General features: G+C 51.3%; 14 protein-coding genes. 3 read left to right on the top strand and 11 right to left on the bottom strand.

The genetic code is table 11. From position 1 onward, the window contains the following. Positions 1-62 precede the first annotated feature (62 nt). On the top strand, positions 63-686 hold the full coding sequence (gene nfuA / locus ACUVOF_RS09995; RefSeq protein WP_447044212.1) for a Fe-S biogenesis protein NfuA: 624 nt from the start codon (positions 63-65) through the stop codon (positions 684-686). 64 nt (positions 687-750) lie between these two features. On the opposite strand, the gene ACUVOF_RS09990 is transcribed toward nfuA, so the two are convergent. After that, the gene (locus ACUVOF_RS09990) at positions 751-1,791 is read right to left on the bottom strand and encodes a DNA-binding protein (RefSeq protein ID WP_447044211.1); all 1,041 of its coding nucleotides are present in this window, start codon (positions 1,789-1,791) and stop codon (positions 751-753) included. Positions 1,792-2,058: 267 nt separating this feature from the next. Here ACUVOF_RS09990 and ACUVOF_RS09985 point away from each other — a divergent pair, with 267 nt between their 5' ends. Both ACUVOF_RS09985 and ACUVOF_RS09980 read left to right on the top strand, forming a co-directional pair. Then, positions 2,059-3,237, top strand: coding sequence for a tyrosine-type recombinase/integrase (locus tag ACUVOF_RS09985; RefSeq protein WP_447044210.1), 1,179 nt, complete (start codon positions 2,059-2,061; stop codon positions 3,235-3,237). Positions 3,238-3,297: 60 nt separating this feature from the next. Next, positions 3,298-3,714 (top strand): SufE family protein, encoded by a 417-nt coding sequence (locus ACUVOF_RS09980; protein WP_447044209.1) that lies wholly within the window; start codon positions 3,298-3,300, stop codon positions 3,712-3,714. On the opposite strand, the gene yidD is transcribed toward ACUVOF_RS09980, so the two are convergent. From yidD to gorA, 10 genes are all read right to left on the bottom strand, one after another. Then, positions 3,711-4,040 (bottom strand): membrane protein insertion efficiency factor YidD, encoded by a 330-nt coding sequence (gene yidD / locus ACUVOF_RS09975; RefSeq protein WP_447044351.1) that lies wholly within the window; start codon positions 4,038-4,040, stop codon positions 3,711-3,713. The two genes, ACUVOF_RS09980 and yidD, sit on opposite strands and share 4 nt — an antisense overlap. A gap of 16 nt (positions 4,041-4,056) precedes the next feature. Continuing rightward, on the bottom strand, positions 4,057-4,533 hold the full coding sequence (gene hisI / locus ACUVOF_RS09970) for a phosphoribosyl-AMP cyclohydrolase (RefSeq protein ID WP_447044208.1): 477 nt from the start codon (positions 4,531-4,533) through the stop codon (positions 4,057-4,059). A gap of 28 nt (positions 4,534-4,561) precedes the next feature. Next, entirely contained in the window at positions 4,562-5,002 is a 441-nt protein-coding gene (locus tag ACUVOF_RS09965) for a transcriptional repressor (protein WP_447044207.1), read from the bottom strand. A gap of 54 nt (positions 5,003-5,056) precedes the next feature. Beyond that, a complete protein-coding gene (locus tag ACUVOF_RS09960; RefSeq protein ID WP_447044206.1) occupies positions 5,057-6,055 on the bottom strand; it encodes an alpha-L-glutamate ligase-like protein in 999 nt (332 codons plus the stop codon). After that, positions 6,052-7,575: an inactive transglutaminase family protein gene (locus tag ACUVOF_RS09955; protein ID WP_447044205.1), complete on the bottom strand. Its 1,524-nt coding sequence runs from the start codon at positions 7,573-7,575 to the stop codon at positions 6,052-6,054. The genes ACUVOF_RS09960 and ACUVOF_RS09955 overlap by 4 nt, the downstream gene beginning before the upstream one ends. Positions 7,576-7,613: 38 nt before the next feature. Then, the gene (locus ACUVOF_RS09950; RefSeq protein WP_113267864.1) at positions 7,614-8,450 is read right to left on the bottom strand and encodes an ATP-dependent zinc protease family protein; all 837 of its coding nucleotides are present in this window, start codon (positions 8,448-8,450) and stop codon (positions 7,614-7,616) included. A gap of 260 nt (positions 8,451-8,710) precedes the next feature. Next, positions 8,711-9,100 (bottom strand): ectoine synthase, encoded by a 390-nt coding sequence (locus tag ACUVOF_RS09945; RefSeq protein ID WP_447044204.1) that lies wholly within the window; start codon positions 9,098-9,100, stop codon positions 8,711-8,713. Between the two features lie 92 nt (positions 9,101-9,192). Continuing rightward, on the bottom strand, positions 9,193-10,461 hold the full coding sequence (ectB, locus tag ACUVOF_RS09940) for a diaminobutyrate--2-oxoglutarate transaminase (protein WP_113267869.1): 1,269 nt from the start codon (positions 10,459-10,461) through the stop codon (positions 9,193-9,195). Between the two features lie 105 nt (positions 10,462-10,566). Next, positions 10,567-11,145 carry a diaminobutyrate acetyltransferase gene (gene ectA / locus ACUVOF_RS09935; protein ID WP_035579286.1) on the bottom strand — a complete coding sequence of 193 codons (579 nt, stop codon included), beginning with the start codon at positions 11,143-11,145 and terminating at the stop codon, positions 10,567-10,569. Positions 11,146-11,401: 256 nt separating this feature from the next. Beyond that, positions 11,402-12,784, bottom strand: a complete 1,383-nt coding sequence (gorA, locus tag ACUVOF_RS09930) for a glutathione-disulfide reductase (protein WP_447044203.1) — start codon at positions 12,782-12,784, stop codon at positions 11,402-11,404. Positions 12,785-12,910 lie beyond the last annotated feature (126 nt).

Here is a 12,910-nt window from a genome sequence, read left to right as displayed (position 1 = left end):
ACCATAGTGTCAAACGACATGTGAAGTGGCCGAGCCACTACCACGGGAGGAAGACAGCCCTCATGACCACGATTAGCGAAAAAGACACCAATGTCGATACTCAAAGTATTGATATTACCGATAGTGCCCAAGCGTACCTCGCGGAATTGCTGGAAAAGCAGAACGTTGAAGGCATCGCCGTGCGTATCTTTATTACCCAGCCGGGCACACCTTACGCAGAGACTTGCCTAGCCTATTGCCGCCCCGGCGAGGAAGAACCGACGGATGTGCTGTTGGAGCTCGAGAAGATCAACGTCTATCTCGACAAAAACAGCTTGGCCTTTTTGGAAGAAGCGGTAGTCGACTTCAATGCTGACCGCATGGGCGGCCAACTGACGATCAAAGCACCTAACGCTAAGATGCCGAAGGTAAATGCTAATAGCCCGCTTGAAGACCGCATTAACTACGTGCTCTACAGCGAGATCAATCCTGGGCTGGCGGCCCACGGTGGCGAAATTAAGCTGGTTGAGTTGACTGAGCAGCAATACGCTGTCTTAGCTTTTGGCGGCGGTTGCCAGGGTTGTGCAGCGGTTGACTTAACCCTGAAAGATGGCGTTGAGAAAACCCTGATGGAGCGCATTCCAGAGCTTGCCGGTATTCGCGACGTTACCGATCATAGCGATACCACCAACGCCTACTACCGCTAAATTAGCGAGGGTAAGGCAAAAGCCCAGCTTCAATCGCTGGGCTTTTTTACGTCTATCAGATTGATTACTGGCCTGGCTCACTGTTGTGTTTTGAAAGCGCATCGGGGAGTGCCGTTAGCTGTGTTTGCAGTGCTTCCATGCGACTCCAAAGCTTCTCTTGCCACGCTTGCTGTAGCGCAGCTTCGCGCTCGGCATGCTGCTGGGCTTGGCTGTTTAGCGTGGCTTCAGCCTCATCTAGCTGCTGGGTCAGCGCTTTCTCTTGCGTCTCCAATGCCGTCATTTGCTGCTTCTGCTCACTTAGCTGTTGCTCGCGCTCACTGGCTTCAAGCTGTAGTTGATGCAAGGCCTGCTGCTTTGCCTTTAGCTCCTGACTCAATGTTTCAATACGCTGCTCAGACTGCTGCAGACGTTTTTGGAAATTCTTCTCTTCCTGGGCGCGCGCCTGCTGAGCGCTATCCAGCATCGCCATCAGTCTTCCTTCAGCTGCCTCATGACGCTGCTCCTCTTGTGCTAACCGCTGCTCCCACGCCACCTGTTGCTCGCTGAGGGCGTTGCTATGTGCCTTGCGCTGTTCGCCTGCCTGGCTTTCTAACTGCTGCTGTACCTGCTTCAATTGAGTTACTTCTTCTTGCGCTGCTTCGGCTTTTTGATGCCAGTGATGTTCGCTGGTTTGGCTAGCGGCCAATTCCCGATTTAACGCCTCCATGCGCTGCTCCATATGACGCAAGTGCTCAGCGAGGGCGCTTTCACGCTGCTCGGCATTCGCCGCCTGCTGTTTAGCGTCTTCTGCGAGCTGCTGAGCGTTTTCCACTTGGCGATTGGCATCTTCGCGATAGTGGAGCAGCGCTTGATTTGCTACCTCCTGAGCCTCGCGCCACAGCTCGCTGGCCATTGACACCACAGCTTCGGGCACCCCCTTTGGCGGCGGCACATCACGATTTTGCTCGCGCTCGCTGCGCCATAAGCGGAAGTGGTCGCTAATCGTCGTAAAGCTGCCTGTGCCCAGCACATCGCGAATACGTTGCACGCTGGGTGTATCACCACGCTCCAAGAGTGCATCTATAGCGTGTTGAACATCACTGTATTGGATGCCGCTGCGGGCCATGTTGTCGTCCGTCCTTGTGTGCTTAGTAGCGAGTTGTCTGCTGCGCTTGAGCAACCCCTTTTAAAGCCATCATTGTGCGTAGTTAAACTATAAAAGGCAATTATTACGTATTACATATTACGTAATTTTATTTATCTTATTGCTAATAAATTCAAGATTATCCGTCTTATCTTGAATTTATACAGCTACAAGGGCACACTTAAGAGCAGGTAATGTACAAACTGCTAAAAGAAGACTGCTAAAAAAAGAGAGCAGGGACGGGCGGGCATGGCGAATGAAGTTATTACACCTATTGACCAACTACTAGTATTACAAGAGCCGCCGAGAGGTGGGCTTATTAGCGCTCAAAACGATGCCCAGGCAGTGACCGCGTGGCTTGAAGAGTACGTGGATAGCCCACAAACCTGGAAAGCCTACCGTCGCGAGTCGGAGCGGCTACTGCTCTGGCTCACTAGCCATGGGCTTACGCTGAGGGATATAAATCGAGAAACACTGCGCCGGTTTGAACTATTTCTTTCCGATCCTGACCCCAGTGACCAATGGGTGGGGCCATCCAAGCCACGTGCACATCCGGAATGGCGGCCGTTTCGTGGCCCCTTATCGCCCGCTAGCCGACGCCAGAGCTTGGTGATCCTGCAGGGTATGTTTGCCTGGCTGGTGGAAGCAGGGTGGGTTAGCCATAATCCGTTTCGCTTGATGCGGGACAAATCTCGGCGCTTAAATAATCAAACGCCGCGCGTTGAGCGCTATTTAGAAAGTGATTTGTGGGCGTGGCTGTGGGAGTGGCTGAATAGCCCGTTAGAGACTGGGAAGGGCAGTCGTGCTTGTTTTGAACATGCTCGACGACGCTTTATCTTTGGTTTTGCCTATTTGCTGGCACCGCGCATTAGCGAGATGGCCGATGCGCGTATGGGAGATTTCCAGCGCAGCGAAGGGCGTTGGTGGTGGAGCGTAGTAGGCAAGGGCAGCAAGACGGCACGTATTCCGCTGCCTGACGATATGCTTGATTGTCTGCGACAGTGGCGCCATGCGTTGGAATTGCCTGAATATCCTGGTCAGTTTGACGCTGAAGCACCGGTGCTTCGCGCGCTGGATGGTCAGCGTGGTCTGGGCCATAACCAGCTTTATCGGCTTATTCGCGCTACGTTTCTGCAGGCTGCGCAAGCACTTGAAGATAGCGACGGCGCACCGGAATATGTGACCGCGCTTAAATTGGCAACACCACATTGGTTACGGCATACCTCGATTACCCATCAGGCTCAATCAGGTATTAGTTTGCGCCATCTGGCCGAAAGCGCTCGACATGCGCGCTTCGACACCACCTCACGCTACCTCCATAGCGAAGACGACGAGTGGCATCGCGAACAGCAGCGCCATCGATTGACTGTTTCCTACACAACCTCCCTCAAGACTCCTTCGAACCGTTATAATGGGCATAGTGAGTAATCCTATGACTCAAAAAGTCAGTCGCCAATACAAGCCAATTCCAATAGAGAAGGAAATAGCATGAGCACTTCCGGCGCCGAACAGGCCCAGCAAGAGCTAATCGAAGATTTTGAGATATTCGATAACTGGATGGACCGTTATCAATACATCATCGATATGGGCAAACAGCTGCCTGATTTCCCCGATGCGTGGAAAACCGAAGAGCTTAAAATTCAAGGCTGCCAGTCAAACGTTTGGATGCGATGTGAAGAGGAGGGCGATAAGCTGGTTTTTAAGGCAACGTCCGATGCCGCTATCGTTTCCGGCCTGATTGCCATATTGCTGCGTATATACAGTGACCGTACGGCAGGTGAAATTCTTGCCACCGAACCGCACTTTCTGGCTGACTTGGGATTAGACAAGCACCTCTCGCCGACGCGCAGCAATGGCTTGCATGCCATGCTTGAGAAGATTTATCAGGTTGCTCAACAACACTAGCGGGAATGGTGATCGCGGCAACAGGGCGATGGGAGATCCTCGTCTTCGCGGCAAAGCTGCTCGCTTCGACCGCCGGGTACCGGGTCCATACCACCTGGGTTGCCCGGGTGGCATTTGACGATGCGCTTCGCCGCCATCCAGCCACCTTTTAGCGGTCCATGCACCTGGATCGCTTCAATGGTATAAGACGAACAGCTGGGCCAGAAACGACAGCGCGGGCCTAACAGTGGGCTGAGCGTATATTGATAGACTTTTACGCAGCCGATCATCACTTTCGTTAATACCCAGCGTGAGCGGGCTTGCAGTATTGATAGCCAGCGCCGCATGCTTAAGCGTTTCATGCTAGGACGAGGCTTTGTTGCCGTAGAGTTCATCGGGATCGATCATCGGCGTGCTGGTAATTGATGCCTGCTCTTGATCCACACCAATATAGAAACAGCTACGACGCCCGGTATGACAAGCGGGGCCCGTTTGTTCGACTTGCAGCAGTAACGTGTCGCCATCGCAATCAAGCGCGGCGGAAACGAGTTGCTGCTGCTGACCCGATGACTCGCCTTTACGCCATAGTTTTCCCCGCGAACGTGAGTAGTAACAAACACGCTGCGTGGCTAACGTTTCATCCAGCGCTTGACGATTCATCCACGCCATCATCAACACTTCTTTTGAATCGTGCTGCTGGGCAATCGCAGGGATCAAACCATCGGCATTAAAACGTACGGCCGCAAGCAGGGTTGCGACATTAGGCAGGTTATCTTCCGGGGTGGCACGTTCAAGCTGCTTAAATAGGGCGTCTGGAGCTACTTGGTCAAACCGGGACATACAATTTACTCGCTAGCTGGTTGGCAATTTAGCCTGCTCGGCAATCCTGGCAAAGGCCTTGAAGCTCGATGGTTTGGCGTTCAACGTTAAACCCTTGGCTTTTTGCCAGTGCCGCCAACTGATCACTGATCTCATCCAAATGCAGCTCTTCTACATAACCGCAATGACGGCAAATCAGCAGTTGAAAACCATGCGCATGCTCAGGACAAGCACAGGCTACATAGGAATTCTGCGACTCAATACGATGTACCAAGCCTTGATCGATTAAGAATTCGAGCGCTCGATAAACCGTCGGAGGCCGAGCGGCTGCGTGTTCGGTAGACAGCTTGTCCAGCAGATCATACGCCTTCAACCCGCCACCATTTTCGGCGATCAGCTCTAACACGCGCCGGCGAATGGGGGTAAAACGAACGCCGCGGGTGTGACACTGAGACTCCGCCTGCTGCAAGAGTGTATTCGCTTGGGTCATGGGCAACTCGTTGAACGTTGTTAGCCTAGGCTCTCGTTTTTTGCAAACATCAGTCTACGCGTTGGCAGAGGTGGTGTCAGGGTTTTCTACCAACTCACTTTGCCGAGCAAAATGGTGCTGGGCAAAAGCGACACGCTGTTTTGGCGGTACACCATCTGGCTGACGTTCAATGAGGTCAAGACGCCGGCGGAGGCCTTCACCATTGGTCATTTGAATGGCGAGGCCTGGGCGCGCATTGAGCTCAAGCAGCATCGGACCATACTTGCGATCCAACACCATATCGGTACCGAGATAACCTAGGCCAGTCATCTCATAACAGCCCGCAGCCAAGTTGAGCAGCGTTTCCCACTGCGGCACTACCAAGCTTGCTAGGTCGTGTCCGGTATCAGGGTGGCTAAAGCAGGGCCGATCAAACTGAACGGCGCGCAGCGCAGCACCTGTCGCAATGTTTAAGCCCACACCTACCGCGCCTTGGTGCAAGTTGGCCTTGCCGTCAGAGGCAGCGGTGGAAAGACGCATCATGGCCATGACGGGATAACCTTTGAAGACGATAACCCGGATATCAGGAACCCCTTCATAGGTGTAATCCATCAGGCTTTCATCGAAATTAATCAGCGTTTCAATCACTGCGACATCGGGCGAACCGCCCAACGAATAGAGGCCCGAAAGGATATTTGATACGTGTCGCTCAATATCGGTAAGCGTTAGTTTAGCGCCACTTGGCTTGATAAAGGTATTATCTTCCACCTTTTCAATCACCAAAATACCCTTACCACCGCTCCCCTTGGCAGGCTTAATCACAAAACCCGCGTGGCCAGTGAGCATTGCCCCAATGTGCTTGACCCCGAACTGCGTTGTCACGGTGCCGATCAATTCTGGCGACGTTATCCCATACTGCTGAGCCAGCAGCTTGGTTTTAAGTTTGTCATCCACTAAGGGATAAAGCCGGCGTTTATTATAGCGCCCAATATAGCGAATATTGCGCCGGTTCATGCCGATGATGCCCTTATCACGCAAGCGCGTTGGCCAGGTCCAGTTTTTCAACCAACTCATGAGAGTTTCTCATCATCAGTAATGGGCTTGAAACGACGCAGTTCCAATAAGCGGTAGCCGGTGTAATTACCTAATAGCAATATCAACGCCATTAGTATCAACTGAACGCCTAGGAAGTTGAACGTGATATGGCGCACCCACGGGTTATTCATCGCCAGGTAGGCAAGTACAGCGGTAATCAAGCTGCCGCCACCTTGTATTAATACCTGCTTCGGACCTTCTTCCTCCCACAGGATCGACATCCTTTCAATCGTCCAGGCAAGAATAATCATCGGGAAGAACGTGATCGTTAGCCCGGCGCTTAGCCCCATACGGTAGGCTAAAACCGTAAAAATCGAGATAATGGCAATCACCGTTATGATTACCGCCGAGACCCTGGCGACCAGTAGCAAGTTCAAATAAGAGAGGTAGTTCCGAATAATCAAACCGATAGCGACGATAAGCAGAAAGCCAATCAAGCCGGTAGGTAGAGTGGTTTGAATGAAGGCGAGGGCGATCAACACCGGCATAAAGGTACCGGACGTTTTAATACCCACTAGTACGCGCAAAAACACCACCATTAACGCACCAATCGGAATCAGCAGGATGGTTTGGAACAGTGCTTGCTCTTCCAAAGGCAAGCTGTGAATAGAAAAATTCAACAGCGTATCTTCAGAGTAGTGATTGCGCACGGCCGCCGATGCTGGCTGTTCATGAGTCATCATCGAGAAAGTCACCCGAGAGTTAGTGCCCCCTTGAACTTCTAGAACGGCTCGACCGCCTGTTTCCCACAACAACAAGTTATCTGGTTTGCCTTGTTCGCCAGTCAATGGATGGAAAATTGACCATTGTTCGCCAGACTCGTCAAACACCTGAATCCAGCTACTTAGTGTTTGGCGGCGACGGCCATCTTCCAATAATAGACCGCTTACTTCACGTGCTAGCACACCGGCTTGATTTAGCAAGCGTACTACCAGAGCGGCAGGATTCTCTTGAGATAGTAGTAAGCGGGCGTTCTCAGATTGCCCCTCGCCATTGATATCTCGGATCAGCTCTCGGGCGAAGGTAGCGTTATTCGCGCTGCGCGCCCAGGCTTGTTCGATGAGTTGGCTAGCCGCTGTATCGTAGGGGCTTTCCCAAGGTGTTGAAGGAGACATCTCAGGCGGTGTTTGAGCAGGAGAACGGGCATCTTGTGATACCAGCATTTGTACGGAATAGTAAAGCGTTTGGCTGCCCGCCGCTTCGCGAATAGTCCACTGCGCGGTACGGCCGAATTCATCCGCCTGGTAGGCAAGACCATACCCTGATGATGCTGTATTTTCAGTTAATACTCGGTAGCCTGCCTGATGAGAAGGCAGCGCCAGATCGACCTGAACAGGGCCATCCTGGGCATTAAAAGTAATGCCCGCTTCAATCTCCCATACTTGGCGCTGCTCACCGGGCAGCCAAGGAATTTCAAACTGCACATGGCGATGAACGCTGGTAGCAATACCGGCAACCATCAAAAAGCCGACAATAATATAAAACATTAACCGTGACATGGAGATTCCTTTCTGCGTAAAGCGCCAGGGGAGAGCAGTTATTCTTCAGTATCGTCTTCGTCTACTGCTTCATCTTCAGCAGCTTGATCGGCTGGCTCGCCACCAGGAAACTCGGGGCGGTCATGTAAATACGTGTCTGCAACGTCAATGACCGCGATATCCATTAAGAAGCGCCGCCCAAGTAAAACCGGGTACTCTAAATGTGAGCGGTCATTAAGAGTGAACTCGACGTTTTCACGAATGGGGCCTAACGTCATTAATAGAGAAATTACTGGACGAGATTCCTCACCGGAGGCCTGAAGAATGCGAACTCGGCGCACAATAGGAGCCTCAACCCATTCATCACGCTGCGACTCAACGGCCACATCGTCGTCATTGAGGGCTAGCTTAAAACGCACCCAGTCTTCACCATCACGTTCAAAGCGGGTGATTTCGGCGGCCGACAATGATGACGTATTAGCCCCGGAATCGACGCGCGCTTTTAGATAGGTCCCCAAACTCGGCAGGCCTACCCATTCACTACGACCAAGGAGTGTTTTGGTGCTTAGCGTTTCATCAACTTCACACTCTTCACGAATGATGACAGGTTCTGCGCCACGGGCTTCTAACTGCTGCACGTTTTGGCGTAGTGAGCGCAATAAACTACCTACCTCACGTATGTCCGCAGTGAGTACTTGTTGTTGATCAAGCTGGCGTGCCTGCTGATCAGAATGAACAGTGCATTGCTGCGCTAGCTGGCTTTCTAGCTCTAGGATACGGGAGTTGAATGAGGCTTCGCTGAGAGGTGGCGGTTGATTAGTTTCCGGCTGGGTTGCTGCGCAACCTGCGATTGAAAGCGACAAGCCAGCTATTAGCCACAAAACACCTGGGCGCATAACGAGAGATATCCTTGGAAATAGGTGGGGGAATGATAAGGAGAAGGGAGACTAGTGTCCAACGTCATCACAGATTTTCGTCGATCAATTACAATCACATAGTTTAATTATTATCTTATTTAACATAATATATATTATGCGTACAAAGGCAACCCACATAGCGAAGGTGTCGAGTCTGCATTCGTTCGGCTATAAAAAAAGCAGCCTCTGTTTTCAGGCTGCTTTCACATCTCAAACTGTCGAGTTGTGTAAATGCTTTATTATTCTGAAGCTGCGTAGGAGCCATCTTCCTGGTGAACTTCGTTACCGGTAATCGGTGGTGTAAATACACATGCTAGGTGCATGGTTTTATGCGCACGCAGCAGATGTTCGTCGTGCTGGTCGAGGATATAGATATCACCCGGTTTGATAGGCCAAATCTTGCCATCAGCGAGTGTTTCTACCTCGCCTTCGCCTTCAATGCAGTACACAGACTCGTAGTGATGCTTGTAATGAATATGTGTCTCAGTGCCTTCGAAAATTCGTGTGATATGGAAAGAAAAATTTCCACCGTCGTTGGCCAACACCAGGCGCGTGCTGTCCCAGTTACCATTTTCAGCGGTAACGAGACGTTCTGTTTTGCGCGCTTCTTCAAGATTACGAACGATCATAGAAGTACTCCGTATCAGAGCGGCTGGCGATTACCAGCCGCTGTATCCCTAATTTAAAACGTTGAGGGCTTACTCTTTATCCTAGCCTCAAATTACTCGCTAGCAACTGCTTTCACGCACATTTCAAGAATATCCAGGCCTTCCAGCAAGTCTTCATCGCTGATAGTAAGCGGGCAAAGACACTTAACCACCTCGCCATCCTGACCACTGGTCTCGATCACTAGGCCATGCTCAAAGGCTTTGCTGGTAATTTTATCAGCGATATCGCCAGACACTACGTCAATGCCGCGCATTAGACCACGGCCACGCTCAGTGGCAGGCTTACCACTTTCCGTCAATAGCGCCGCCAGTTTCTGGAATCGCTCTTCTACAATATGCCCTTTACGCTGAACATCACGCTCAAAAGTGTCATTGGACCAGTATTTTTTTAACGCTGCGGTCGCTGTCACCATTGCTAGGCTGAAACCACGGAAGGTGCCGTTATATTGACCGGGTTTCCATTTATCCAACTCTGGGCGCATCAGCACATGCGCAAACGGCAGGCCAAAACCGGAGAGTGACTTCGAGTTAGTAATAATGTCGGGCGTAATACCGGCATGTTCGAAGCTAAAGAATTTACCTGTTCGACCACAGCCAGCTTGGATATCATCAATAATCAGCAAAATATCGTGGGCGCGGCAAATGCTTTCCAGGCGCTTAAGCCAATCCAGCCCTGCCACATTGATGCCGCCCTCGCCTTGCACGGTTTCAATGATGACACCAGCTGGAATATCCAGCCCACCAGACTTGTCGCTCAGCAGTTTTTCAAAGTAATCCAGCGTGTCGGTATGCTCGCCCATATAGCCATCATAAGGCAGGAAGCTCGCGCCTTGAGTAGGTATGCCACCAGTGGCTTCACGGAACTTACGGTTACCGGTAGTCGCCAGCGCACCCATAGTGACGCCATGGAACCCATTGGTAAACGTCACGATATTGTGGCGGCCTTTAGCAACACGGGCGAGACGGATAGCGGCCTCTACCGCATTGGTGCCTGTTGGCCCAGGCAGATGCACTTTGTAGTCAAGGCCGCGTGGCTTGAAGATAACTTCTTCGAGCGTTTCCAAATAATCACGCTTGGCATTGGTCCACATATCTAGGCCGTGCACCACACCATCCGTTGACAGGTAATCAATCATTGCCTGCTTCATGTGCGGGTTATTGTGACCATAGTTAAGAGTGCCCGCGCCGGCGAGGAAATCAATGTACTCACGGCCGTTCTCATCGGTTAAGCGCGCATTTTGCGCTTTGGTAAACACCACCGGAAATGAACGAGAATAAGTACGTACATTGGATTCCATGCGTTCAAGCGTCTGGGTCTGCATTAGCGACCTCCTTAGTTGATCATATTGCCATTAAGCGTTGCTAGCCGGGAGCAACATGAGCGGGAAAAACAGTACGTTCAAAGCGCGTACTCAAAAATCAGCGCATTAGATACGGTCAGTTTGGAACGGACCAATACGAACTAGGTTTTCCGGGTCATGCTCTCCACCCAGCTGTTCGGTAGAAAAGTATTCGCGGCTATTGAGCGGTGCATGCCAGCGTGCAGCCAAGCGACGAAATAAGCCCCATGAGGCTAGATTGTCAGGCGTAATGGTGGTTTCTAGGTGATGCACATCGTCAAGTTCTGGACGAGACATGATCGCCTCGACCAACCGGCGCGCTAGCCCTGTACCGCGGGCCTTCTCGCCTACTGCCACCTGCCATAGGAAGTAGGTATCTGGCGCATTGTCCTTAACGTAGCCAGACACAAAACCAACGACCTCGCCTTCTTCATTGGTGGCTACTGCACAGGTGTCACGAAATTGTGTCGCAAGCAGCAGGTAAGCATAGGCGGAATTCACATCCAGAGGTGGGCAGGCTTTAATAAGCTCATAGACTCCCCAGCCATCATCCGCATTGGGTTTGCGAATAAACAGCGGCGTCTCTGCATGGCCCACAACAGCATCAGCCACTGTGGGTCGTGCCAAGTCAGCAGAAGGAGTAAAAGGTTGTGTCGGCGTACTCATAGTTATGCTTCGCTGTAGCGAATTTGATGATCATTATAACAGCTGATTATGAGCAATTCAAAAGCCATATTATTCACCACCCTGATTTCCATAATTTTTCGTTATAATGAGGCGAAGCAAAATCGCTGCATACATAGCTGGTTACATCGCTTCTGCTTTAAGAATAGCGCAAGTAGACGACAAAAAAAGGCGTGCCAAAGGCACGCCTAAAACAGTCTCAAGGAAAACCCTGAGGGCCTTGAACGACAAATGGGATTCAAGTGCGCGTGAGCGTACGTAGCGTCACAAATTCCTCTGCCCCCGTAGGGTGAATGCCTACGGTACGGTCAAAATCATGTTTGGTAAGACCCGCTCTCACCGCAATGGCAATGCCCTGAATAATTTCACCTGCGTCCTCTCCAACCATATGAGCCCCCACCACCACATCAGTGGCATCGTCTACCACCAATTTCATCAATGTGCGCTCTTGGCTACCTGACAATGTGTGTTTCATAGCACGGAAATTGGTGCTATAGACACGGATGTTAGTAAACTTTTCCCTGGCAGCTTCTTCGGAAAGTCCCACTGTCCCGATGTTGGGGTGGCAAAAAACGGCGGTTGGAATCGTGGCGTAATCCAACGGTTGGGGAATAGTATTGGTAAAATGAATATCAACAAGTTGCATCGCTTCTGCTAACGCCACCGGCGTTAGTTCAGGACCAGCGATTAAGTCACCCAGAGCAAGGACTGACGGTATCGCCGTTTCAAAGCGCTCATTAATAGGGATTTTGCCCTGCTCGTTCAGATCCAGACCCAGCGCCTCTAACCCTAAATCTTTAATATTGGCTTTACGCCCAGTGGCCGCTAATACCACATCAACCTCAAGCACCTCGCCATTGGTGAGGTGAACATTGTAGGCATCTGGGGTAGTTTCAATGCGCTCAATGTTATTATTGAAGTGGAGGTTCACTCCCTTTCTCTCCATTTCAGCACAGGTAAACTCGCGCACCTGTTGATCAAACCCTTTCAAAAACAGCTCGCCGCGGTAGATAAGGTGTGTTTCGCTGCCCAACCCATTAAAGATACTGGAAAATTCAACGGCAATATAACCACCACCAAGCACTAAAAACCGCTTGGGGAAGGTATCTAAATCAAAAATCTGGTTGGAATCTAACGCGAGTTCACTGCCGGGAAAATTGGGAACCCAGGGCCACCCGCCCGTGGCAAGTACGATTTTTCGGGCTGTCAGCAATGCATTGCCATGCTCACCACCTAACGCCACCGTGTGAGCGTCAACGAGTCGCGCACGGGCGTTAAATAACGTCACCCCCGCACCCTCAAGCATGCGCTGATAAATGCCGTTTAGGCGCTTGATTTCACTGATTTTGTTGTCACGTAGCGTGGCCCAATCAAAGCTGGCCGGGCCAGGCAATTGCCAGCCAAAACCTGCCGAATCGTCAAAGCTGTCGTGAAAGTGGGCCGCGTACGAGTAAAGTTTTTTCGGGACACAGCCGACGTTGACACAGGTTCCGCCCAGGTAACGATCTTCGGCAATCGCCACCCTGGCACCGGTGGCTGCTGCCGTACGAGCAACACGGACGCCACCAGAGCCTGCTCCAATGACCAAGAGGTCATATTCGTATTCAGAAATGTCTGCCATCGCTTGCTCCTGTGGAGTTAAATATTCGTGTACCTTGACGGCCAAACAAGGATATTGACCTGACTGTCGGAGGAGGTTAAAACCTTTTGTTGTTATTTTATACTGTCTGATAATTTATACTGACTA

Source organism: Vreelandella sp. H-I2 (assembly GCF_052959335.1).
The sequence above is the reverse complement of the archived record's forward strand: the minus strand, read 5'-3'. Positions and strand labels throughout refer to the sequence as shown.